This window comes from Methylomonas sp. LW13, from assembly GCF_016865255.1.
In the GTDB taxonomy this organism is placed as follows: domain Bacteria; phylum Pseudomonadota; class Gammaproteobacteria; order Methylococcales; family Methylomonadaceae; genus Methylomonas.
Map to the genome: position 1 here is coordinate 4,466,795 of NZ_CP033381.1, position 23,613 is coordinate 4,490,407.

The window sequence follows — 23,613 nt, forward strand, 5'->3', positions numbered from 1 at the left end:
ATTCGTCGCTATTCCGACAAAACCGCGTTGAAAAAATCGCAGCGCTGCGCGACTGAGGGAGTTTTCGGCGGAAGGACGACTTTTGCTTGAATGCGGGTAATGAGGGACAGCAGTTGAAGGCTTGAGCCGGTGGGCTGGATTTTTCGACCCATATGCGCCAAACCGTTTTGGACATGCGCGCGCTGCCCGGAGTGGCTTACAGCACCCAAAAAATCAGCGATGCAGTAACACCCAGGGACCGATACGGGTTTCTTGCAACGCCAGCGCTTTACGCACCGAGGACAGCGCCTCATCTGGCGCATCCAGAGAAAACACCCCGGTTACCCGCAGATTTTTAAGTGCGGCATCCGCCAGAAATATCCGTCCCAATCGATAGCGCTCCAACTCGCTGATCAAGTCAGCTAAAGGTCTATCGTTGATCACTAGGCGATGCTGCCGCCAAGCGGACTGTTCCGCGCCCACGGCCCGCGGATGCGGCAGCGGCAGTCCGGGTTGATAGACCAAGCCCTGCCCCTGGGCGACGGTAACGTCACTGTCCTGATCCGCCGTACTGACCGCTACGGCATGCTCCTGGACGCTCACCTCGGTAGGCCCGGTCGCGGTTTTATACACCTCAAACACCGTGCCCAAGGCGCGGACCGTCAAATCGTCGGCCACTACGTCGAAAGGCCGCCGGCTATCCTTTGCCACCGTAAATTGCACCTGGCCGTGGTGCAAGACGATACGTCTGGCCGCGGCGGTGAACGCTACCGAAACCGCGCTATTGGTGTTCAGCAGCAAACGGCTGCCGTCGCTGAGTTGAATCTCGCGAATTTCACCGGTTTGCGTGCGGTAGTCGCTAAAATAATCGCTAAATAAGCGCGCTTGTTGCGGCATGATCAGACTAATCGCCAACAGCCACATCGCCGCGACGGCCAGCCCGACCGCAAACCAGGGCCGGCGCGGCCTGGCCAACGGCCGGCGGCTGACTGGTTTATCGGCCTGGCTCTTGAATAACGTTCGCCCTGAGCCTGTCGGAGGGGTCACCAGCCTGGGCTTCGACGAGCTCGGCTGACACGTAATCCTTCTGATAGATAGGGCCGGGTCAATAATCTGGCCAGCGGCACGATTTTGTTCCGCCACCGCATGTCGAGACGCGGGTTGCAGCGATTCGCTCGCACTGGACAAACTGCCTGCCAGCACCATATCGCTGAACAAAGCCTCAGCCTCGGTAAATGCCTCGGCATGCAATGGGTCGCGGCTCAACCAATCGGCGAAGGCTTCTAGTTCCGCATCGCTCAATCTGTCGTCGCGCAGACAAACCAACCAGGCGATGGCCTGATCTTGCAGACTGGTGTGAGCGGATTTGTCGGACGGCGCTGGCATGCAATCTCCCATTATGCAAGGCTGTTATTGATAAAGACGTGCGAGGCGCGAAAGCGATCATACCAAGCAGGGCAAGCGGTGGCAGTCAACGGCATCGGGATGAAGTGGGTTGTGGAAAAATAATGCGGGCTTTTTGCTTAATCGGCCAGTTGCCGGGCGCAATGCGCCATGGCTTGGGCCAGCAGCTTATTGACTTGGGACTTAGAAACCCCTAAACGTTCGGCGATTTGGGTATAGGTCAGGCCATCGACCCCATGCAGTAAAAACACAGTGCGGCAGGCTTGCGGCAACTCGCCCAGCGCATGCTGCAACGCGGCCAGACGTTGTTGACCTATCAACACCTGTTCCGGCGGCGCGGCGTTACCGGGAAGAGTGTCAACCAGCGCATCAATATCTTCGTCGGCACCGTAACGGTCCCTGACCATGGTTTTGCGCTGATGATCGATGGTCAGATTAATCGCAATCCGAAACGCCATGGCCCGCGCATTATCCGGCGGCGTTTTCTCGGCTATTTGCCGCAGTCCCAGGTAGGTGTCATGGGTTAATTCGGCGGCAATGTCCGGGCATTTCAAGCGCCCGGTTAAAAAGCGCAATAACTCATCGGCCAAGGACTCGGTCCAGAACGCGGAAATATCGGTCATTGGCTGTGCACTCATGCGTATCGGAAATATCCAAAGCTTCAATCAAAAACAGCAGCCGGCCGGCACCCCGCCAAAGCCTTACCGCATAGCTGCGTCAGAGCGTGTGCAATTATCGAACCAAAGGCGAATATTGCCGGCAAGCCCCGCCCGGCGTCCTGCCCTGCTTTGCTCCTTAGTGGCGGGCCGCCCGCGAATGCGGCAAATAACCTGCGGCATAACCGGCAGATAACATAGTTTTATCGAGAATCGCCGCCAGACTCAGCGACTTTGATTTTTAGCGCGCGCCAAGACTGTATAATCCCGGCAATCCCACATATTTATTCACTCAGCTTAACCATCCCCCAGTCATGCGCACCACCCATCTGTTTTTCTGCCTCATTTTCATCCTTGCCGTTCACGGCGCTATCGCCTGGAGCCTGAATCGCCCCCAGGACGCCGGTGTCGATGTGCCTTCGGGTAAATTGCGCAGTTTGTCGTTCGCCCCTTATCGCGAGGGATTCAGTCCGATCGAAGAAAAGTTTCCATTGCCCGAACATATCGACGCCGACCTGGGTTTGATTGCCGATAAAACCCATACCATCCGCACTTACTCCATCCTCGGCGGCATGCAGCCGACGCCCGAATTTGCGCGCAAACACGGGGTGGAAATGATCCAAGGCGGCTGGCTGGGCGATGGGCATGCCAGCAATAAAAAGGAAATCGCCGCGCTGATCGAAGCGGTCAACGCCCATCCGGACGTGATCAAACGGGTGCTGGTCGGTAACGAAGTGCTGCTGCGTAAAGACATGGATGTAGACACGCTGATCGGCTATATCCGCCAGGTTAAACAGGCGGTGAAACAGCCGGTGTCGTATGCCGATGTCTGGTCTATCTACTTGAAATATCCGCAACTGATGCAGGAAGTCGACTTTATTACCGTACACATTCTGCCCTATTGGGAAGACGAGCCGGTGGCGATTGAGGAGGCGGCCGGACATGTGGAGAAGATCGTCCAACAAATCGAAGCCAAAGCCCACAGCATGGGCCTGAGCAAGCCGATTCTAATCGGCGAATCCGGCTGGCCGGCCGCTGGCCGCCAGCGCGGCCGAGCGGTGCCCAGCGTGGTCAACGAAACCCGCTTCATACGCAGCCTGATTGACGTAGTAAACCGGCACGGTTTGGATTACAACATCGTCGAAGCCTTCAACCAGCCCTGGAAAAGCCATAACGAAGGCGTGGTCGGCGCCAACTGGGGCTTGCTGACTATCGACCGCGAACCAGTGTTTCCGCTGACCGGCCCGGTTTACGAAAATCCGGACTGGCTAGGGCATTTTGCCTGGGCGACGGGTTTGTGGCTGGTAATGGTTGCGGCCTACTTTAAAAAATTGGCCCATTTGCCTTGGCCGCGCCAGATTGTGTTTTTGACGCTGACCCAAGTATTTAGCGTTTGTCTGGTCACGCTGGCAAGTTTTGCGTGGTTTACCAGCTATAGCCTCTGGCAACAGGCTTACACCCTCTTGATTATCGCCGCCAACGGCGTGTTGAGCGCTTTGCTGCTGCAACGCAGTTATGCGATTTTAGCCGAGCAATCCGTAGCGCCGACCCTGGCCCATCGTTTGAGAAATACCTATCTATTTTTCGGGATTTTAGCGCTGTACAAAACTTACAGCCTGGCGTTCAACGGTCGGTATCTAAGCTTTCCCGTCGAACAATTCGCGATTCCGGCCCTCGGCGTCTGCGGTTTGATCGTGTGCCTATGCCTGGCCCAGCGGCGCTTTTACCGGCAGATGCTGCGCTTTGACAGCCTATCCGGCGGGGATTCGCAAACGCCACGCGACCGCTTGCTGGCCTATTTTTTAAGCGCCGGCACCTTGGCGGTAGTGATCGGCGAGACCCACGAGTTTATGGCGGCCTACGATTTCATCCAAGCGCATCCCGGCTTTAGTGACGGTTTGCCGGTGGCGCTGGGGTATACGTTTTACAATCAGCAGCTCGTCGCGTGGTTGCTGTGTATACTGGTGCTGTCGATCCCGTTCTGGCCTCTCCGCTCAGGCAAAGCCAAGATTTAACCCGCAAGACCAAGTGGCTTAAGCGGTTGGTATCGGCATCTAACGGGCTGCGCTTGCCATCAACGCTGATTTTTCGATAATCAACACCAGGACCCTCATATGTGGCTGCGCACGAGTTGCGAAATAACCTTCGATGTCAGCATCGACACCCCTTTTATTTTGATGCTGCGGCCGCGTAGCGGCGCAAATCAATGGGTGGCGCGGGAGTCGTATACCTTGACACCGACGGTGCCGGTCTTCGAATTTACCGACTACTACGGCAATCTCTGCCAGCGCCTGATTGCCCCACCCGGCGAGTTTGCCGTGCGCACCAGCGCCGATATTCACACCCATGAGCACATCGACGTCTGCCCCGGCGCACCGTTCACCGAAGTGCAACATTTGCCGGATAGTGTGCTGACCTATTTGACACCCACCCGCTATTGCGAATCCGACCGGTTTATCGACCTGGCCCAGGACATCGTCGCCGACGCCATCCCGGGCTATGACCAAGTCGCCACCGTGCACCGCTGGCTGCGCGAGAATATCCGCTTCAATCCGGATTCGCCGCATTTCCAGCTCTCGGCGGTTGAAACCAATCTGGCCGGCGAAGGCGTCTGCCGCGAACTGGCGCATTTGGGCATCGCCCTGTGCCGGGCTTTATGCATTCCGGCGCGAATGGTGGTCGGTTATTTATACGGTTTGCAGCCCATGGATTTTCACGCCTGGTTCGAGGCTTATGTGGATGGGCGCTGGTACACCTTCGATCCCACTCAAGCCGAGCCTTGCGGCGGCCGGATCATCGTCGCTTACGGCCACGATGCTGCGGATGTGGCCATTTTTACCCAATTCGGCCCGGCGCTGTATCCGAGCCATATGGCCGCCAATGTCGAACGCCTGCCCGGTCCTCCCGATTAAGCGCGATCTGAGCTGAGCAGCATCACGTAACAAGCAAAGACCCGGATTACCGGTATAATGCTGTTTCCGCTGTAATCAATGCTTTATCTATGAGTAATCTTGTCCTGGTCGCCTGCGCCTTGCTGCTGGTATGTCTCAACGGCTTCTTTGTCGCAGTCGAGTTCAGTTTGGTTAAATTGCGACAAACCCGGATTAAAGCCATTGAACAAACCGAAGGTTGGCGCGGCAGGATACTCGCCAAAGTACACAGACAACTCGATGCCTACTTATCCGCTTGCCAGCTCGGCATTACCCTCGCCTCCCTGGGTTTGGGCTGGATCGGCGAACCGGCTTTTGCCGACCTGTTAGTTCCGCTGTTTGCCAAAGCCGAAATCACCTCTCCGGAAATTATCCACAACATCTCGTTTGGCTTTGCGTTTTGCACCATCTCCTTTCTGCATATCGTGGTGGGCGAACAAGCGCCCAAATCGCTGGCGATCCGTAATCCGGAAGGCATAGGTTTATGGAGCGCCGGACCGCTGTATGCGATGTATTGGTTGATGTATCCGGCGATTTGGTTGTTGAACGGCAGCGCCAATCTGGTGTTGCGCATAGCTGGCCTGAGCAACAGCCACAACCAAGACAGCCATTATTCCAACGAGGAATTGAAACTGATTTTGCGCTCCAGCCGGGCTGGTGAAAACCTGACCAGCGACGAATGCAATGTACTGGCCAAGGCCCTGGATTTCGGCAAGTTGGAAGTATCCGATTTAATGCGGCCTATCCACGAAATCACCGCGCTGTACCAAGGGCAATCTCAACAACAAATGCTGGATACGGTGTATAAAAGCTGCTTCAGCCGCTACCCGTATTTCGATGGCAACGGCATCGACGTGTTGGGTGTCATCCACTTGAAGGACTTATTCCTGGCGCAACAAAACGGCCAGCAAATCGACGATTTGGAACCCTATTTACGGCCGATTCAACATATCTCCGCGCATATGCCGGCACTGGAGTTATTCCGGCGCTTTACCCAAGGCTCACCGCACTTTGCCGTCATCGGTCAGAAAGGCCACAAGCCGCACGGCTTCATCACCTTGGACAATTTGCTGTCGGCCATGGTCGGCGAAATCCGCGACGAATTCCGAAAAACCGAAAGCGACTGGACCCGTCAAGATGATGGCAGCTTGCTGGGTAAAGGCAGCTTGCCGATTTTCTCGCTGGAACGGATTCTGGGTATTGATGTGGAAAACGAAGAACTGGATCTGGACGATGTCGACTCGGTGGGCGGCATGATTCTGGCGCAATTGCGCGACATCCCCGAAGCCGGCGAGCGCATCGCTTTCAACGATTTTGAAATCGTCGTCAAGGAAATGAACGGCCCACGCATCGAGTGGGTACAGGTGTATCCGAAGCAATAATGTAAAAAGATCACAGTGTAGCTAGCGACTCAGCCACCCCTTGTAGCCGCGATTAGCGAAGCGTAATCGAGGGAATGATCAGTTGTAGTTGTATTGCTACGCCCTTGGATTCTCCCCCTCTAAACTAATCAAAACTGAAAACTTGGTGAAACAATCCTAGACGCCGATTTCCCTAAGATTCAAGCCTGTATGCTACCTCTCAATTTGATTCTAATAGGAGCTTAGCTGTTGCTCTCACAGCCCATCCACCACGATAGCCCGTTCCCGTTTTTTTACGACAATTCCGCATTTTCTAGGGAGCAGTGCGCGGCGCTTGAGCGTTTATTTTTGCTGGATGCTGACTGGCAGCATCGGGATGGGGCATTTTACCGGTGCTCGCTTAGAGACGTAACCGAGCACATTCCAGCGGCATTTCAAACCGAAGTGCTGGCTAGAATGCGCGAGATTACCGGATTGCCGCTGACGCATCGTGTGTTAGTCACGGCGCAACGCATGCTGCCTGGACAAGTGATTGGCATACACAGTGACCGGCCGCTGGTGGGTTATGAGATTGCCCGGCTGGTTGTGCAACTGAATAAGCAATGGCAACCCGAGCATGGCGGGGTGCTGGAACTATTCGCCTCGCAGGAGAGTGACGCGGTTTTTCGTGTCAATCCGGAATACAACAAAGCCTTTGGCTTTTTGCTGCATGCCGATTCATACCATGGCGTCACAGAGGCTATTCAGCCGCGGCAAAGCGTGGTCTTCAATTTCTGGCATGCGGCAAATACCCCCGAGCTTGCCGCGCACGTGCAAACCTTGTTTGCCGACATGCATTTTTCCGAGCTGCCGGCGGCCCTCAATGCGGTGGCCTCGGCGGCGGAATCGCATCTGCCCGAGGAGACGACCTTTCATGCCGGCCTGGCGGCGCTGGCGTTGCATCGCTGGGGCTACGATGCGGTTAGCGTTATCATCGGCTACCAACACAGCGCCGGCCTTACCGCCTGCGACACCTACGATGCCGAGACCTATGCCGCCGTGCGACTAGCGGATTGGGTGGCGTGTTTGTATCGGGACTCATTTGATTTGGCCCGTTGGAAACTGTTGCGCTGCCAACTTGCAGGCATCGAAATGTTTACACGCCTGAAACCGACATGGCAGCTTTGCCTGCCGGCGTAGCGCAAGCAAACGGAAGCGGACTGACTTTACACAACCAGTGCGTCAACCAGCGAAAACTCAATCGCTGCCGAGTTTCTTGACGATTTGCGGCTTAAAACAAAGATGGAGCAGTAGCAGATTTTGACAGCGGTTTATCAACCAAAAGCCGGTCAGCAATGTGCTTAACGCCACTTCGGGCAAGTAACCCGTGTTATACGGTGCGGGTAGCCAAGCTTCGGCCAAACCCACACCGAGCAGCATAAAAATCAACGGCAGCAAGTAAAGTAATAGCGAAGTGAGCAGCAGTTGGCCGTCGTCTATCGCCACCATCACATGGTCGCCGGCTTGCAGGTTTATATCGCAATCGACTGGAAATTCGCGCTTGGGGAGGACTTTCGCCAGTGTCGCCGTGCCGCAGGATTGTTGTTGCAAACAGCCGCTGCAGGCATTGCTTTGCAGACTTTTGATCCAGGTACGGCCATCGCTAACGCGGGTAACGACGGCCGCTTCTTCGATCATAGCTAGCCTATCAAGCCCAGGCGGAGGAAATAGAATCCAGCCAAGCGCTGAGCCGGCCTTCGCTCAGTTCTTTCTGGTTGTCTTCGTCCAAGGCCAAACCGACAAATTGGTCGCCCAGCAAGGCTTTGGATTTTTTAAAAGTGTAACCTTCGCTGCTGGTCATGCCGACGATGGTGGCACCGGCGTCGGCAAAGGCGTCATATAAAAAGCCTAAGGCATCGACGAAATTGCCGGGATAACCTTCCTGGTCGCCCAAACCGTAGATCGCCACGGTTTTGCCGGAGAAATCGGCGCCCGCCAACGTGGGCAGAAATTCTTCCCAGCTCTCGTTATCGTGTCCGGCGCTCATGCCTGGCAGTTCACCTTCGCCGTAAGTTGGCGAACCGACGATCAAGACGTCGTAGGCCAACAAATCGTCCACGGAGGCTTTATTGATATTGACCGGCTTGTCGGCCGCATCGCCCAATTTCGTCGCAATGGTCTTGGCTACTTTGCGTGTGTTGCCGGTATCGGTACCGAAAAAAATGCCTACTTTTGCCATAGTGTTGTCTCCTTGTTAACTAGATCAGATTTGAATTTGCAGTAAGCCCGGATTTGCCGCCGGTTGCTGAGCGGCCCAAGCTTCAGGCGTATGTGTCTTTAGCGTGACGGCATGCAAACGGCCGGAAGCCAGCGGCGCACTCAATGTAGCCATGACGCCCTGATGTTGTTTGATCATGGGTTGATCGGCGAACAATTCGCTGACCACGGTGATGTTCAAATCGCAACCGGCGCCTTCGATGCCGATGGTCGCCCCCGGATAGGCCGCCAGAATCAAGGCTTCCACTTCGGAATGGGTAATGGTTTGACTGGCGTCCGCACTCTCGGCGGGCTGAACGGTCGCTTGCAACAGCGGCAACAAAGTCCCCTCCTTGTACATGGCCTCGACAATGTCGGCGCCACCGATCAGTTCACCTTTGATGAACACTTGCGGGAAAGTGGGCCATTTGGAAATGGACGGCAGCTTTTCGCGGATGAACGGCGATTGCAAGACGTTGACATAAGCGTAAGGGATCTTGGTTTCGTTCAAGATGCCGACAGTCTTCGCGGAAAACCCGCATTCCGGAGCGCTAGGCACGCCTTTCATGTAAATAATCACCGGATTTTCGGCAAGTTGTTGCAAGATTTTTTCTTTAACGCTCATAGTAGGTTTCTCGATTAACTAAAACTTTTCAATGCAACGACCGGGCTTCAGCTTGTGCAGCCCGGCCGCCAAATTCACTCTCCGCCCGACAAGCGTTTCAAACCGTCACCGTCTGTGGGTTTGTCACGCGGCACCACTTCAATTTCCGCTTCGCCGCGTATCACCTCGGCATTCACAATGCAGCGCTCGACGTCAGGCCTGGAAGGTAATTCGAACATGGTGCGGCGCAAAACGTGCTCCATGATACCGCGCAAACCGCGGGCGCCGGTGTTGCGGGCGATGGCTTTTTCGGCGATTTCCACCAAGGCATCCTGGGTGAATTCCAGCTCCACATCATCGAAGGCAAACAGATGTTGGTATTGTTTAACCAAAGCGTTCTTCGGTTCGGTCAAGACTTGGATCAAGGCATCCACATCCAAGGGCTCTAACGGCGCCAACACGGGGAAGCGGCCGATAAATTCCGGGATCAAGCCGAAGCGTTTCAAATCGTCCGGCTGTGTGGCATTCAACATCGCTTCCAGCGTCGGTTTGTCGTCCGGGTTGCTGACTTCGGCATGAAAACCGATAGCGGTTTTCGGCGGCAGCAAGCGTTTTTCCACGTGTTTTTCCAGACCCGGAAATGCGCCGCCGGCTATGAACAGAATATTGCTGGTATCCACCATGACCGAATCATTACCGCTGTGATCCTTGCGCCGGCCCTTGGAAGGAACCTTGACATGCGAGCCCTCGACCAGCCGCAACAAGGCTTGCTGCACGCCTTCGCCGGACACATCGCGGGTACCGAAAGCCTGTTCCGGGCTGCGGGCAATTTTGTCCACTTCGTCGATATACACCATACCCCATTCGGCTTTGCTGATCTGGCCGTCGGCCACATCCAGCAAGCGCACCAGAATATTTTCGACGTCGTCACCAACGTAACCGGCCTGAGTCAACGTGGTGGCATCAGCGACCGCGAACGGCACACCGACGATTTTTGCCAGCGTGCTAGCCAGCAAGGTTTTGCCGGTACCGGAAGGGCCTATCATCAGAATATTGGATTTACCGATTTCCACGCTGTCATCGGACTCGCCCAAACCGCCGACTTTACGGCTGACGTTTTTCAAGCGCTTGTAGTGGTTGTATACCGCGACCGACAGAATTTCCTTGGCCAAATCCTGGCCGATCACATACTGATCGAGCATGGCTTTCATCTCGGCGGGCTTGGGCAAAGGGCCTTGCATATCGGCTAATTCTTTCTTCTTGCCCCAGCTGGATACCACCTGGCTGGCCAACATCACGCAGGCTTCGCAGATGTAGCCTTCCGTGCCGGCAATCATCGGCACGGCCGCCGACGCTTCGATACCGCAAAACGAACAATGTTTGGGTTCTTTTAACATGTTAGGCACTCCTGTTGACTGCGGGCAGACTGGCCAGCCACGTGCGCTGGCAATTTCTGCGGTAACGATCCTGCATGATCTGCTGAATCTTCGGTGTCGCTTTTTTCAGCGACATGGTTTCGGCCGGGATGATTTTCAGGCATTGAATCACATGAAAACCCATCTCGGTTTCCACCACATCGCTAATGGCGTCTTCTTTCAAATTAAACAATACCGCATCCAGTTCCGGAAACAAGGTGCCTTTGGCCACTGTCCCCACTTCGCCGCCCTGCACTGCCGTGGGACATTCCGAATGCTTCAGCGCCAAATCGGCAAATTTATGCGGCTTACGTTTCAAGGTGCCGAGAATCTCGTTAATCCGCCGCCACGCCGCCTCGCGGGTATTGTCGGGGTAATCCGGATTGATACTGATCAAGATATGTCTGGCCTGGCGCGTCTCGGGTTTATGGAATTTTTCGGGGTGCGAGTGATAAAAGATGCCGATTTCCACCTCGTTAACCTTGGGTGCGCGGGCGGCCACTCTATCCATCACCGCATCGACTTTGCACTGCCGATACAAAGCCGCTTTCAGCATATCGACATCCAGGCTGTTGGCGTTCAATGCCGCTAAAAAAGCGTCTTCATCTTCAAAGCGGCCGCGCACTTCCTTGTAAGCGCGGTCCAGCTCTGTATCGGAAATCACCACGCCAGTCGCTTCGGCGGAGTTCAGGACTCGGCCTTCGATTTCGTATTCGTTTTTGGCTTGCACTTCCACCTGGCGCAATTGCAGTTGCTCCAATTCGGCCGGCGCTTTCTGGAACAGGCTCAAGGCGGCCCGCAACAGGGTGTAAGGCTCTATCGACGTCTGGCTCATCATTATGCCTCCGGTTCTTTGAAGGTGGCCGGATCCGCCGGCTCCAATACACTTTCCGGCACCTGCATGGTTTTACCCGGAAAACGCACGTGGTAGAGCAAGGGATCGCTGTCTCGCAACACTTTCAGGATTTCGCCTTGGGTGCCGGCGGGGTAATTACCGTCCTGGGTGGGGATGTCTATCGTACACACGACCTGGTCGCGAAACTCGAAGCGGCTTGGATTCCAGGGTGCATCAGCCGGGATCAATTCTTCGGCGCGGCAGCCAACCATCCGCCCGGCATCCAAAAAATGCACGGTGTAAATCACTTGGTCTTGCAGAAAGGTGCCGACTTCGATGACATTGCCGACACTGCCCCGGCGCAGCAAAAAGTCGCCGACATCCATACCCGGATAGGTGCCATCGTTGCGAACGTTGCGCGTCAGCCTAACCCGTTCGCCGAATTCGAAGCGCTCTTCGTCGTAACGTTCGTCTATCATGTTTTAATATCCGCTAGGGAAACAAACACGGTTTGCGGTTCCATCATCTTAAAGACCTTAAATACTTTTTCGGTCTGTGCGTCGGAGTCCACAAAATCGCTGTAAGCACGCTGCAACAGCTTTTTGTAGACTTCCCGTTGCGCATCTTCGTCTTCCGGCATGTTATCGCCGGCTTGGCTCAGATAATTGTGGAAGCGCTGCAAAATATGCAGCCGGTTGACGTGGACGACGGTGGTATCGTATTCCAGCTCGAAATAGCGCAGAAAGTCTTCCGCAGCTTCCAGCTCTTCCATATCTTCTTCTAAACTCATCGTCATTACCTCATCATCAGGTGATCGAGATTGGCAGGTTGTTCTCCCAATGCGTACACCACTAATAAAACCACCAGCATCACAGCTGTTTGGGCCAAAAATGGATCGGATTTTTGTTTTTTCATCATGGCGATCACCTTTAGGTTAATAGCGCGGAACAACAAACATCACTTATCGTGGGCATCCAATTGTTGGGCGATGCCTACCCGAAAGCTTGCGGCATGCGAAAAATCCCTTCCGCCGCCTCTTGCCGACGCACAACCAGCTCCAAAAGCCCCTGCGCGCCTATCCTGTCTTTGTCATCCAAGGACACCAACTTTTCGAAAATCGCCTTGCTCAGTTCCAGATTTTCCAAGCGCATATTCAAGAAGCCGATGGATTTCAACGTAAACAGATATAGCCTGATCCGAGTCAGCAAGTCCTTTGGCGCCTCGCTGATATGCGTTCTTTCCAGCTGCCGCCAATCTTCCGGAAAATCGATGCCGGGCCGGATCAAGTTCAAGGCCCGCTCGGAGATCAATAAGGCCTCCGGTAAACGATGCTGGTAGTAATAAAACCGATTCAAAGACACCAGCACATTCAAGGATTCCGGTGCCCGCAAATACGCCTGTAATAACGGCAGCTCCGCTTCACCGGTGGCGTACAGTTCGGAAGCGTATTGGATCAAGTCCTCCACTTCCTGGCTGTCGGCTTTCTCGTAGTACAAGTCCTTGGCGTCGAATTGCAACAGATCCATTTCCATCACTTGCCACCTGCTGCTTGCTTCAGTACCACCACGTCTTCGCCGTGGCAGACACCTTCCGCTTCGCAGCTGCCGCAAGTTTCTTCCGCGACTACAAAGCGTTTTTGATTGCTTTCTAACTCGTCCAGACGTTCCACCAAACAACTCAAGGCTTTGCCCACCGGGTCCGGCACTAAATGGTGATCGAGGTCGATACCGCGCGGGTCCTGAATTTTTATCCCTTTTTGCTGGATAATCCGACCGGGGATGCCGATGACGGTGCAGCATGGCGGCACGTCTTTGATCACCACCGAGTTGGCGCCGACCCGGACGTTATCGCCCAGATTGATCGCGCCGAGGATCTTGGCCCCGGCACCAATCAACACATTGTTACCTAGCGTCGGATGGCGTTTTTCCTTGTTCCAGGTGGTTCCACCCAGCGTCACGCCGTGATACATGGTCACGTCGTTGCCGATCTCAGCGGTTTCGCCGATCACCACGCCCGCTCCATGATCGATGAAAAAGCGTTTGCCTATCGTCGCGCCCGGATGAATATCGACGTTGGTCAACCAGCGGGCAAAGGCCGCCAATAACCGCGCCGTCAATTTCCAATCGGCGTGCCACAAGCGATGGGTGACTCGGTGCAGCAACACCGCATGCACGCCGGGGTAAGCCAACAATACTTCCGGTAAGCCGCGTGCTGCCGGATCCCGGGCAAACACGCAAGCCACATCGTCGCGCCAGTCTTGCCAGAGTCCTGATGCAACGCTGGGACGCGACGGCGACAAAAACATCATTTTGCCAAGCTCCAGGTGGTTTTGCCGGGCATCGGCACGCCAGGCACCCGGAAGAACGAACCGGGGTAACGGTCATCAGGCAGTTCGTGCTGCGCCGCAGTTTGCTGCGGTACGTCGACTTTGGCGGTGCTGGGCACGGCTGGTTTTTGACGATTGCTACTCATCTGACACCTCGCTATAGGCTGTGTAAAAATTGATTCAAATCGGTCGATTGCGGTGCGCGTTTGTGCAAACTGACAAACTCGCGAATCAGCGGCAGCAGGCGGCCGGCCTGCCAGCGGTTAATCTGGATGCCCAATTGTTTGTAGGCGTGCATCACGCCTTGACTGCCGGAATGCTTGCCTAGCACCAGTTGGTGGCTGCGACCGACCAAGGCAGGGTCAACGCCTTGATAATTGTTGGGGTCTTTCAGCAAACCGTCGACGTGAATGCCGGCTTCATGGCTGAACACATCGCGGCCTATCAAACTTTTACGGCTGCCTATCGTGTCGCCGGACGCAGTCGCCACCTGATGGGACAGAGCAGGAAAATTGCGCAAATCCACACCGGTTTCAAAACCGTACAGCTGCTTCAAGCCTACAACCACTTCTTCCAAAGCGGCATTGCCGGCCCGTTCGCCCAAACCGTTGACGGTGGTATTGACGTGGGTAGCGCCGGCATATGCGGCGGCCAAGGTATTGGCAGTTGCCAAGCCCAGATCGTCGTGGGCGTGCATCTCAATGTCCATGTCGGTGACGGCGCGCAGTTTGCGAATCGCTTCAAATACGCCGAACGGTTCCATGATGCCGACCGTATCGGCAAAGCGAATTCTTATCGCGCCGGCCCTTTGCGCAGCCTCGGCCATTTGCGCCAGAAACTCGCTGTCGGCGCGAGACGCATCTTCGGCCCCCACGCAAACCCGCATGCCGGCATCGACCGCGGTTTTCACACAGCGCTCGATGGTAGCCAACACCCAAGCCCGGCTTTGTTTGAGTTTGTGTTGGATATGTTGATCGGACGCGGAAATCGATAAATCCACGGTGCCGACGCCCAAGCCCAGGCAGTGTTGCAAATCTTCTTCACGCATCCTGGACCATACCAATAAATTGCTGGGCAATTTCAATTGAGCAATGGCTTTGATTTCGTCGCGTTCCTGTACACCCATGGCCGGGATACCAATCTCCAATTCCGGCACACCCAGCGCGGACAACTGCTTGGCAATCGCCAACTTTTCCTCCAACGAGAACACCACGCCGGCCGACTGCTCGCCATCGCGGAGCGTGGTGTCGTCGATAATGATGTCGGAGTTGCTGTTCATGGCTAAACCTTGAGTCGCAAAGTTAAAGATTTGAAAACCAGAGCGTGAATAACGCCTTCGATAGGACTAATGCAAAAGACTTGCCAACTGAAAAAGCTTGAAGAATCATGGATTGAGCGAAGGTATTGGCAGGATGGCGACAAGACAAGCTCGGGAGTGCAAGACGAATTGTCGCAAACACGACAATTTATCATCGTGACTGCAAACTAGGCTGTGAGCGTCAAAAAAATCGGCACCGCCGGCAAACTGTTAGCAGTTGCCGAGAATGTCCCGCCTGAGTTAGGCTGATAGGGTCTCAACTCGGTTGCGTCGATTGAGACCGCTCCCGATGTCTCGATCCGCACTATTCCGCCGGCATCCGGATCTTGCCGCCGCATGCTGACAATAGGCGCTTCGGCAATACTGTTGTTTATATATGAACGCTTTCATCTCACCGATTGACAGATCACTACTGGAGACAAACATGACAAAAAAGCCTTATTCAATTGCACTATTTTTCGCGTCGCTCCTGGCAAGCAGCCAAGTGGGTGCGACAGCTTTTTCAAATTTATTCGTATTCGGCGACAGCCTCTCCGATAGCGGAGCCAGCACCTCCTCGGTACTAAGCGCCTATAACCTGGGCGGACAATGCGATTCCGACCATCCCTGCCCACCTTACTACCAAGGCCGCATCAGCAACGGCCCGACAGCCGCGGAATATATAGCCAACTCCGTGCTTTCCGGTGGAGCTAATGCCGGCAATTTTTTTAATTTCGCGGTAGCCGGTTCGACGACGGGAATAGGCAATGAAGGCGATGGCGGCAGCCAAACCAGCCAAGGCGCATTACTTGCCCCAGGTATGGCGCAACAATTCGGTTTGTTTTCAGCGCAATTCACTGCGGCGGTAACCCCGGATTCGCTGTTTTTTGTCTGGGGTGGGGCCAACGACTTTTTGACGGGTAACTCCGCGACGTCAGCAGCAACAAATATTGCCAACTATGTCGGCGCGCTAATCGGCTTTGGCGCACAACATATCGTGGTGCCGAACTTGCCAGACTTGAGCATCACCCCATTCGCGCAATCTCTGCCGGCAAACGTGATAGTGGCTGCACAGGATTATTCATTGACATTCAACCAGGAACTAACCAACCGACTCGACGCACTGTCCTTGTTGTCGCCCAATACTCAAATAGTGGAATTCGATGCGTATAACTTTTTTACCGCTGTAGTCCAAAATCCAACGGCTTACGGCTTTACCAATAGCACGGAAGCCTGCGTCAGCTTGCCTGACGTTTGTTCCGACCCGGCCAGCCGGGTATTTTGGGACGATTTCCATCCAACTACGCAAGTGCATGCGCTTTTTGCCGGCGCCGTAGTCAGCCAAGTGCCGCTGCCTGGTTCCTTCGTATTCTTGGTTAGTGGGCTGATGGGATTACTTTTCGCCAAACGCCGTCCGGCTTAAGTCATTGCTCGGTGAAAGCGGCGAGTGCCTCGGCTGTTTTCACCTGCTTTACCGCTGTTGGATTCGGGCCGGTGTCACCCGATTGCTTATGCGGTGTTCGACTTGATTGACAGCGAAGCGCGCTATGTGCGCTTACAAATCAACTCTTATTACGAAGCCTATCTGGTTTCGGAAATTGGCGAGATCGCCTTTGACGTAGCCGCACCGGCGGCCGTACCGATTCCGGCAGGTATTTGGTTGTTTGTTTCCGGATTTGCCGGCTGGGTTGGCAGCAGTAAAAAGGCTGGCCTGGCTGCTGCGGTTGCGCGAAACATCCTCTAACAGACTAAGGTATATCGAATTTGATGTCTGCGCTTGCGCACTACCGATGTCGGCATTTTTTACATCACTCAACGTTTTAAATGGCATTATCCTAATACCGCTCAACACTTACCAACCTAACCTATTGAAATAACATAAAAAACAAAAAACCTATAAAATGGAACGTATTTTGCGTTTAACTTCAAAATCAGGAACAGCACCTACTGTTCTTGAGTTTCTGTCAATTGATAGGCGTATTTACACGCCGTTTGGAGGGTTTGCCTATGTTATCCAAAAGGTATATCGAATTTGATGTCTGCGCTTGCGCACTACCGATGTCGGCATTTTTTACATCACTCAACGTTTTAAATGGCATTATCCTAATACCGCTCAACACTTACCAACCTAACCTATTGAAATAACATAAAAAACAAAAAACCTATAAAATGGAACGTATTTTGCGTTTAACTTCAAAATCAGGAACAGCACCTACTGTTCTTGAGTTTCTGTCAATTGATAGGCGTATTTACACGCCGTTTGGAGGGTTTGCCTATGTTATCCAAAAAGCTTTATCCGTTAATTTTGATTACTGCCGCATTCAACGCGCAAGCCGCGACGATTAACTTCGATGCGCTACAACCCTTTACCAATTACGACCTGGTTCCCGCCGGTTATGGTTCTACCGCGGATGTGGCGGTATCGTATTCCAGCCTGAACCTCGACGGGACGCTGGCGTTTGACGATGTCAAGTTATGGAATACCGGTTACGCCACTTTAAACACGGCGGCTTTTGCTCACGCATCCGGTCTGCTTTTGAGCATTACGCTGACGGCAATCAATCCAAATCAGGGCGTCACCTTGGAAAGCTTCGACGTTGCTGCGTATCCAGGGCCGGGAAATTTCACTCGCAATGCGAGCGACTTGAGAGTGGTTGATGGCGACAATCCAGCCAACATCTTTGTCGATTATGCACCTTATGCAGTACCCGGCGACGCACCTCATACTTTCACCCCTGGCGTTACTGCTCATTCGATCAGAATCATCCTGGGCACCGATTGGAACAACGGTATTAACAATATCAACTTCAATGTCGCCGCTGTGCCTGTACCCGGTGCGGTGTGGCTTTTCGGCAGTGCGTTGGTTGGTTTGGGCCTTAACCGAAAAACCAGAAAGGTTTGAGCGAACTGCTCTGCCAAAATACAAAAAAGGCGGTTGAACAACCGCCTTTTTTGGCTCTGTGATCGGGGCTAAAGCCGGCATTGGATGCCCTTCAATGCAATAAACGGCTCAAAACTATCTCAATTTGCTGGGGGTTAAACAGGTCTTCGCTACCGATTTAATCCAAGTTGCTGGCTTACAGCGTTCAGCCTTCCGCCTCACAAACTGCTTTAAATTCTGCTATGCCGGCAGTCAAACGCGAGCGCAGAAAATTCAGTTGTCTTTGCAGTTCATCCTCGGCGTCGCCGACATTCTTGAAAACCTGGACGACTTTTTGATCGTTCAGCAAACTCGAATAGTGGACATCAACAAACTCAAGCACCTCGGCGTTAAATTCGGTGATGGAACTCAATGCGGCTTCCATCTTGGACAATACCGCGCGTAAATCAGCAAGCGTTTCAGCCATAACAATCCTCTGTGAAAATTTTTGGTGTCAACACCGGTTTATGCAGCGTCGACTCAAAACCAAACTGGTCGGATTGCCCGTGGCCTCAGGGGCACCGTTGCAAACCCGACCAATCAATACACTCAATCAAGCATAAGTGGGTTGGAAAGCCTGTTCCGGATCGGCAACCGGTTCGTTGTTGATGCTGTCCCAATACGGCGATAGTTTCCGCAAAGTAGCGACGATGCTGGGCATCACCTTCAACACTTCGTCCACTTCACTCATAGTGTTGTAGCGCGAGAACGAAAAGCGGATGGTGCCGTGCGCGGCGGTGTACGGAATATCCATGGCCCGCATCACGTGCGAAGGCTCCAATGAACCCGATGTACACGCCGAACCACTGGAAGCCGCGATACCGGCTTTATTCAACAGCATCAAAATCGCTTCGCCCTCGATATACTCGAACGCAATGTCTGTGGTATTGGGCAAGCGGTTGTTTAAATCACCGGTGATAAAGCAGTGCGGCACGGCGGCAACGATGCCTTGCTCCAGGCGATCACGCATCGCTTTGACCTGCACGTTTTCGTATTCCATGTGCTCCATCGCCAGTTCACAGGCTTTACCCAAGCCGACAATCGACGCGGTGTTTTCAGTACCGGCCCGACGCCCGCGCTCTTGATGTCCACCGCGCAGCAACGGACGAAAGCGTGTGCCACGCTTTAAATACAACACCCCAATACCTTTGGGGGCGTGCAATTTGTGACCGGAAATCGACAACATATCGATCTTGGTGTCTTGCAGCATCATCGGAATCTTGCCGACTGCCTGCACGGCATCGGTATGAAACATCACGCCGGCCGCATTGGCCATTTCGGCCATTTCCACCACCGGAAAGATGGTGCCGGTTTCGTTGTTCGCCCACATCACCGAGACAATTGCTACTTCATCGGATAACAGATTTTTGTACGCTTCCAAATTCAAACGGCCGCATTTGTCCACCGGCATACGATGGATGGTGTAGCCTTCTTTCTCCAGGTTCTCGCACAAAGCCAAAATCGCCGGATGTTCCACCGAGGTGGTGATGATTTCCTTACGATTGGGTTGAGCCTTGATCGCCGACAAGATCGCCGTGGAATCGGATTCCGTGCCGCAGGAGGTGAAAATAATCTCGGAGTCGTGCTCGGCACCGATCAACTCTTGCACCTGCGAGCGCGCTTTCTTGATAGCCTTGGCCACGCCGTCGGCGAAACGATGGATGGACGATGGATTACCAAAGTACTCGGTAAAATACGGGATCATCACATCGACCACCGCGCTGTCCACCTTGGTGGTCGCGTTGTTATCCAGATAAATATCAGGCATGACTGGCCTCCTCTATCGTGACCAGTTTCGGCATTTGCGAGGCCGGCACGACTTTAATGAACTCGCCCATCACTTCCATCAACCGTTGCTGAATACCGGCAATGGTCATGGCGGACATTTGGCAGCCGTTACAAGCGCCGGTCATATTGACGTAAGCGGTTTTATCCACCACTTCCACCAATTCCACATCGCCGCCATCGGCCATCAATTGCGGCCGGAAGGACATGATCACTTCTTCGATTTTCTTGATGCGTTGCAGATTGGTCAGCGGGCCTTTGGCAACCACAGGCTCGGGCTTGGCGACCGGCGCCGCATTTGGATCGAAGGTTTCGCCGCGCTCTTTCAAAACTTTTTCCAAGATGGCTTCGATGTCTTCGTGGCAAGCCGCGCAACCGCCACCGGCTTTGGTGTAGTTGGTCACGTCTTCAACGGTGCGCAGCTTGTTAGCCCAGACCATTTCTTCGATCATCACCGCATCAATCGCAAAGCATTTGCAGACCAACGCACCTTCTTCGTGGTCGTCTTTCCATTCTTCGCCGCGATAATTAGCCACTGCCGCTTGCAAGGCTTCCCGGCCCATCACAGAGCAGTGCATTTTTTCCGGCGGCAGGCCGTCCAATTCGGCGGCGATGTCCTGGTTAGTGACTTTCAACGCTTCGTCTAAAGTCAGGCCTTTAATGATTTCGGTCAGCACTGAAGAAGACGCAATCGCCGAGCCGCAACCAAAAGTTTGAAAGCCTGCATCTTCGATCACTTCGGTGTCGTCGTTGACTTTTAAAGTCAGCCGCAAAGCGTCGCCGCAGCTGATGGAACCCACTTCGCCAATCGCGTTGGCACCCGCCACCGCGCCGGCATTTTTAGGGTTAAAGAAGTGATCTTTTACTTTATCTGAATAATCCCACATAGCTATTTCCTCGAATGCTTAAGAACAGGTTTTTGGTGTGCCGCCGCTTTCGCCGGTGGTAAATGATGATCCGCAGGCACAGCTTTTCACCGCGTTGGGATTGGTAAATTTGAAGCCGGAACCTTCCAGGCTGTCGACGAAATCGATGGACATGCCATTCAGGCTGGGCAAGCTTAGCGGGTCCACAAATACTTTGACTGCGCCGCAGTCGATGACGGTATCGTCCGCATTTTCTTTTGCTTCCAGTTTCATGCCATAAGACAAACCGGAACAACCGCCATCGGTCACTTCGATGCGCAGCCCACCGGTCGGCTTGTCGGAACTGCTGATAAAACGACCCACGGCTTGGATGGCGCTTTCGGTTAATGTAATCATCTTTAAGTCTCCTGAACGGTTTGGCATTGATCTTGTAAACAGTTAAAGCAACCTGCATGCCATACGCGAAAATTTCGGCTAAGCCGCTGAAATTCCTAACCGAAAGGCAGCAGGCCAACCTTAATCGGCACGCCGTTTCACAACAAACCGAGAGCTTTTGTCGGCTTTACTACAAAACTCTCACAGGAGCACAGCATGAACGTAGAAGATTTGGATTTGGGCGACGTGGTATATGCCGCGCATACGATTATTGACGATGGCAGTATGCCGGACAGCGAAGAAGGCGAAGTGCTGGCACAAGAAGGCGCCCGCGGTGTGATCGTGATGAAAGGCCATGTCGAGGAGGATCCTGGGCTTACGGTCTTTTTAGTCCGCTTCGAAGACCAGGATCTAAATTTGGGCCGGCCAATTGGATGCTGGACCGAGGACTTGGTCGTTCCGGAAAAAGAGTTGCTTATCCATTAACCGCATTTCGCCCTTATAAAATCGCCCGACAACCTATTCGCGCCGGTTCAATTTTAAAACTTGGCGCTGATACCGCCGGTAATGGTGGCGCCCGGCGCGATATACCCGATACCTTCATACTTATCGTTACCGATATTCATGAAGGTCATCCGGGCGGTAACATCCTTGACTAAGGTCTTGGCCACCCCTAAATCGTAGGTTGCGTAGCTTTTATACACGGCAGAGCCGCCCGGTGCGGTAGGTAAATTGGTCTCGGTAGAGTATCGGTCGCCAACGTAATTAAAAGCACCGAAAACCGAAAAGCCGTAAGGCAGGCTAACATCAGCCCGCAAACTACCTTGATCTTGCGGCACATTGGTAAGTTGCTTGCCGATCAAATTAGGATTCCTATCGTGCTTGGTGACAATCGAATCGTTTTTGGTGTAACTCGCGTACAAAGTCAGGAAATCGCCTAGCTTCCACATCCCTTCGACCTCACCCCCCTCGGCCCGAATGGCGCCGATATTAATTTTGTCGGTGGTGCCGACCGTCGCGCCGCTTCGTTGCACTGTGGCGATAAAATCCTCCGCAGTCGTGTTATAGATCGTGGTTTTGATATATCCCTGCCGGCCAAAGTAGTAATCCAAGCCAATATCGCCGGAAACGGCTTTTTCGGGAGTCAAATACGGGTTACCGTAAGCCACGGTCGTCCCACCCCGCCTGCTATTGCCGTAGAGCTGAGAGACATCCGGGGTATTAAACGACTGACCTATCGAGCCGCGCAGCACTAAATCATCGGTGAGCTTGTACGAAAACCCACCCTTAGGCGAAAACGAGTCTTCCGCATGATTACCCCATTGGCCTTGCCCAGGGAAACTGGTTTTGGTATCTCTGAATTGGCCGTCTGTCTGCCACAGATCCCAACGCCCGGCCAAGCTTACGTTCAACGGTCCATAATTGATTTCGTCTTGCAAAAATATGCCGCTCAGTTGAATACCGCCCTCGACAAGCTGCTCTCTGCCGCGTTCCGCGGGAAACTGGTTAATCATGGTCATTTGACTGTCTGCATGTTGTCCGCCCACCGTCAATTTGTGATGGCTGCCTATGTAATGGCTATATTGCGCGCGAATACCGGCTTCCATATCGTCAAAATCGCCGCGATAGGAAATCAGACTGGCGGCCATCGTGCCGGGGCGGGCCACATCCGGACTGGTTGCATTGGCAGCATTTGCACTATCGGCATCCATTCGGCCAATACGGCTGTACAAGACTAACGTGGCTTCAGAACGCTCCCCCAAATAGCGATAACGTGCCGAACCCAGGTATTGCTCTCTATCTTGGGCTATATAATCAGGAATTCGATATAAGCCTGTTGCAACGTCGCTCAAATAGGAAAAACTCAGATCCAGCAGATTAGAGGCGTCAAATTCGTGCGTAAATTTGGCGCCTACATTGGTTTTACGTGTGCCGGTTTTATCGCGTTGCGATAAGGGAATGGAAGCCACACTCGTATCCGGACGCCACATGTTATAGCCGTCGCTTTCCAAATAACTGGTTGATACCGAACCGCCGCTGTGCTCGCCGCCGTAAGAGACGATACCTGCTTCACGGATAGTTTCCATGCTGCCGTATTCGCTATCCACTTTGCCTTTCACGCCGGGCGTAATCGCTTTAGAAATAACGTTTATTACACCACCCATCGCATGGTTGCCGTAAAGGGCCGAACCGGCGCCTCTGACAATTTCCACTCGATCCACGTCAATAGTGCCCAGTTGCGACCAATCCACCTGACTGTCGTAGGACACATTCATAGGCACATCGTCGATCAATACCAAGGTGCGGCCATTGCCCGGCAGGCCTCGGGTATAGGTCTGGGCAATCCGATTGGGAGACGAGGCATCCATGCGGCTGGCATACACACCCGGCACGCCCTTGAGTAGTTGATCGACGGTTGTCGCGTTGGATTTTTCGATACGCTCCCTATCGATCACTGTCACCGTAGCCGATACATCGCGAATACTGCGTTCGGTTTTGGTTGCGGTAATCACCATTTCATCCAGCTCATCAGGCGCTTTTTCCACAGCGGCCAAATTCAACGGCATGATCAAAGGTAATACCACAGCAATGTTTTTGGTGGTGGCACGAATAGGTAACATTGAT

Annotated in this window: 27 protein-coding genes; 8 read left to right on the forward strand and 19 right to left on the reverse strand. The window is 53.7% G+C overall.

The window, feature by feature from the left end; translation table 11 throughout:
* Positions 1 to 213: 213 nt before the first annotated feature.
* Positions 214 to 1,365, reverse strand: a complete 1,152-nt coding sequence (locus JL719_RS20190) for a FecR family protein (protein ID WP_051670456.1) — start codon at positions 1,363 to 1,365, stop codon at positions 214 to 216.
* A gap of 137 nt (positions 1,366 to 1,502) precedes the next feature.
* Positions 1,503 to 2,021 carry a sigma-70 family RNA polymerase sigma factor gene (locus tag JL719_RS20195; protein WP_033159083.1) on the reverse strand — a complete coding sequence of 173 codons (519 nt, stop codon included), beginning with the start codon at positions 2,019 to 2,021 and terminating at the stop codon, positions 1,503 to 1,505.
* Between the two features lie 332 nt (positions 2,022 to 2,353).
* On the opposite strand from JL719_RS20195, the gene JL719_RS20200 reads away from it, so the two are divergent.
* From JL719_RS20200 to JL719_RS20215, 4 genes are all read left to right on the forward strand, one after another.
* Entirely contained in the window at positions 2,354 to 4,054 is a 1,701-nt protein-coding gene (locus tag JL719_RS20200) for a glycoside hydrolase family 17 protein (protein WP_033159085.1), read from the forward strand.
* 99 nt (positions 4,055 to 4,153) lie between these two features.
* Positions 4,154 to 4,951, forward strand: a complete 798-nt coding sequence (locus JL719_RS20205; RefSeq protein WP_033159086.1) for a transglutaminase domain-containing protein — start codon at positions 4,154 to 4,156, stop codon at positions 4,949 to 4,951.
* An 89-nt stretch (positions 4,952 to 5,040) separates the two neighbouring features.
* Positions 5,041 to 6,351, forward strand: coding sequence for a hemolysin family protein (locus tag JL719_RS20210; protein WP_033159087.1), 1,311 nt, complete (start codon positions 5,041 to 5,043; stop codon positions 6,349 to 6,351).
* Between the two features lie 228 nt (positions 6,352 to 6,579).
* On the forward strand, positions 6,580 to 7,509 hold the full coding sequence (locus tag JL719_RS20215; RefSeq protein WP_225892917.1) for a 2OG-Fe(II) oxygenase: 930 nt from the start codon (positions 6,580 to 6,582) through the stop codon (positions 7,507 to 7,509).
* Between the two features lie 57 nt (positions 7,510 to 7,566).
* On the opposite strand, the gene JL719_RS20220 is transcribed toward JL719_RS20215, so the two are convergent.
* The 12 genes from JL719_RS20220 to nifV all read right to left on the reverse strand — a co-directional run bounded on the left by JL719_RS20220 (position 7,567) and on the right by nifV (position 15,024).
* A complete protein-coding gene (locus tag JL719_RS20220) occupies positions 7,567 to 8,007 on the reverse strand; it encodes a SoxR reducing system RseC family protein (RefSeq protein ID WP_033159088.1) in 441 nt (146 codons plus the stop codon).
* A 10-nt stretch (positions 8,008 to 8,017) separates the two neighbouring features.
* Positions 8,018 to 8,548 carry a flavodoxin gene (locus JL719_RS20225; RefSeq protein WP_020483339.1) on the reverse strand — a complete coding sequence of 177 codons (531 nt, stop codon included), beginning with the start codon at positions 8,546 to 8,548 and terminating at the stop codon, positions 8,018 to 8,020.
* 24 nt (positions 8,549 to 8,572) lie between these two features.
* Positions 8,573 to 9,190 (reverse strand): Grx4 family monothiol glutaredoxin, encoded by a 618-nt coding sequence (gene grxD, locus JL719_RS20230; RefSeq protein ID WP_033159089.1) that lies wholly within the window; start codon positions 9,188 to 9,190, stop codon positions 8,573 to 8,575.
* A gap of 74 nt (positions 9,191 to 9,264) precedes the next feature.
* Positions 9,265 to 10,566: an ATP-dependent Clp protease ATP-binding subunit ClpX gene (clpX, locus tag JL719_RS20235; protein ID WP_051670457.1), complete on the reverse strand. Its 1,302-nt coding sequence runs from the start codon at positions 10,564 to 10,566 to the stop codon at positions 9,265 to 9,267.
* A gap of 1 nt (position 10,567) precedes the next feature.
* Positions 10,568 to 11,419, reverse strand: a complete 852-nt coding sequence (gene nifM / locus JL719_RS20240) for a nitrogen fixation protein NifM (RefSeq protein WP_308441614.1) — start codon at positions 11,417 to 11,419, stop codon at positions 10,568 to 10,570.
* A gap of 2 nt (positions 11,420 to 11,421) precedes the next feature.
* A complete protein-coding gene (locus tag JL719_RS20245; protein WP_033159092.1) occupies positions 11,422 to 11,898 on the reverse strand; it encodes a nitrogen fixation protein NifZ in 477 nt (158 codons plus the stop codon).
* The gene (locus JL719_RS20250) at positions 11,895 to 12,209 is read right to left on the reverse strand and encodes a nitrogenase-stabilizing/protective protein NifW (RefSeq protein WP_033159105.1); all 315 of its coding nucleotides are present in this window, start codon (positions 12,207 to 12,209) and stop codon (positions 11,895 to 11,897) included. The genes JL719_RS20245 and JL719_RS20250 overlap by 4 nt, the downstream gene beginning before the upstream one ends.
* 5 nt (positions 12,210 to 12,214) lie before the next feature.
* The gene (locus tag JL719_RS24325; protein ID WP_256438917.1) at positions 12,215 to 12,337 is read right to left on the reverse strand and encodes a hypothetical protein; all 123 of its coding nucleotides are present in this window, start codon (positions 12,335 to 12,337) and stop codon (positions 12,215 to 12,217) included.
* A gap of 74 nt (positions 12,338 to 12,411) precedes the next feature.
* Positions 12,412 to 12,951: a hypothetical protein gene (locus JL719_RS20255; protein ID WP_084153507.1), complete on the reverse strand. Its 540-nt coding sequence runs from the start codon at positions 12,949 to 12,951 to the stop codon at positions 12,412 to 12,414.
* A complete protein-coding gene (gene cysE, locus JL719_RS20260) occupies positions 12,951 to 13,724 on the reverse strand; it encodes a serine O-acetyltransferase (RefSeq protein WP_505187732.1) in 774 nt (257 codons plus the stop codon). The genes JL719_RS20255 and cysE overlap by 1 nt, the downstream gene beginning before the upstream one ends.
* A complete protein-coding gene (locus tag JL719_RS20265) occupies positions 13,724 to 13,891 on the reverse strand; it encodes a hypothetical protein (RefSeq protein ID WP_165385990.1) in 168 nt (55 codons plus the stop codon). The genes cysE and JL719_RS20265 overlap by 1 nt, the downstream gene beginning before the upstream one ends.
* A gap of 11 nt (positions 13,892 to 13,902) precedes the next feature.
* Positions 13,903 to 15,024 carry a homocitrate synthase gene (gene nifV, locus JL719_RS20270; protein WP_033159094.1) on the reverse strand — a complete coding sequence of 374 codons (1,122 nt, stop codon included), beginning with the start codon at positions 15,022 to 15,024 and terminating at the stop codon, positions 13,903 to 13,905.
* 463 nt (positions 15,025 to 15,487) lie between these two features.
* Here nifV and JL719_RS20275 point away from each other — a divergent pair, with 463 nt between their 5' ends.
* The 3 genes from JL719_RS20275 (at position 15,488) to JL719_RS20285 (ending at position 17,944) form a co-directional block, all read left to right on the forward strand.
* The gene (locus JL719_RS20275; RefSeq protein WP_051670459.1) at positions 15,488 to 16,465 is read left to right on the forward strand and encodes an SGNH/GDSL hydrolase family protein; all 978 of its coding nucleotides are present in this window, start codon (positions 15,488 to 15,490) and stop codon (positions 16,463 to 16,465) included.
* Positions 16,466 to 16,489: 24 nt separating this feature from the next.
* On the forward strand, positions 16,490 to 16,786 hold the full coding sequence (locus JL719_RS20280) for a hypothetical protein (protein WP_033159095.1): 297 nt from the start codon (positions 16,490 to 16,492) through the stop codon (positions 16,784 to 16,786).
* Positions 16,787 to 17,317: 531 nt separating this feature from the next.
* Complete coding sequence (locus JL719_RS20285) at positions 17,318 to 17,944, forward strand: hypothetical protein (RefSeq protein WP_033159172.1); 627 nt, start codon at positions 17,318 to 17,320, stop codon at positions 17,942 to 17,944.
* Between the two features lie 184 nt (positions 17,945 to 18,128).
* On the opposite strand, the gene JL719_RS20290 is transcribed toward JL719_RS20285, so the two are convergent.
* The 4 genes from JL719_RS20290 to JL719_RS20305 form a co-directional block, all read right to left on the reverse strand.
* A complete protein-coding gene (locus JL719_RS20290; protein ID WP_033159171.1) occupies positions 18,129 to 18,389 on the reverse strand; it encodes a hypothetical protein in 261 nt (86 codons plus the stop codon).
* 126 nt (positions 18,390 to 18,515) lie between these two features.
* Positions 18,516 to 19,730 carry a cysteine desulfurase NifS gene (nifS, locus tag JL719_RS20295; RefSeq protein WP_033159170.1) on the reverse strand — a complete coding sequence of 405 codons (1,215 nt, stop codon included), beginning with the start codon at positions 19,728 to 19,730 and terminating at the stop codon, positions 18,516 to 18,518.
* The gene (gene nifU / locus JL719_RS20300) at positions 19,723 to 20,634 is read right to left on the reverse strand and encodes a Fe-S cluster assembly protein NifU (RefSeq protein ID WP_020483356.1); all 912 of its coding nucleotides are present in this window, start codon (positions 20,632 to 20,634) and stop codon (positions 19,723 to 19,725) included. The genes nifS and nifU overlap by 8 nt, the downstream gene beginning before the upstream one ends.
* A gap of 18 nt (positions 20,635 to 20,652) precedes the next feature.
* A complete protein-coding gene (locus JL719_RS20305) occupies positions 20,653 to 21,009 on the reverse strand; it encodes a HesB/IscA family protein (RefSeq protein WP_033159169.1) in 357 nt (118 codons plus the stop codon).
* A 195-nt stretch (positions 21,010 to 21,204) separates the two neighbouring features.
* Here JL719_RS20305 and JL719_RS20310 point away from each other — a divergent pair, with 195 nt between their 5' ends.
* Complete coding sequence (locus tag JL719_RS20310; protein ID WP_033159168.1) at positions 21,205 to 21,474, forward strand: nitrogen fixation protein NifZ; 270 nt, start codon at positions 21,205 to 21,207, stop codon at positions 21,472 to 21,474.
* Between the two features lie 53 nt (positions 21,475 to 21,527).
* Here the strand turns inward: JL719_RS20310 and JL719_RS20315 are convergent, their stop codons facing one another.
* Positions 21,528 to 23,609: a TonB-dependent receptor gene (locus tag JL719_RS20315; RefSeq protein WP_033159167.1), complete on the reverse strand. Its 2,082-nt coding sequence runs from the start codon at positions 23,607 to 23,609 to the stop codon at positions 21,528 to 21,530.
* Positions 23,610 to 23,613: the final 4 nt, after the last annotated feature.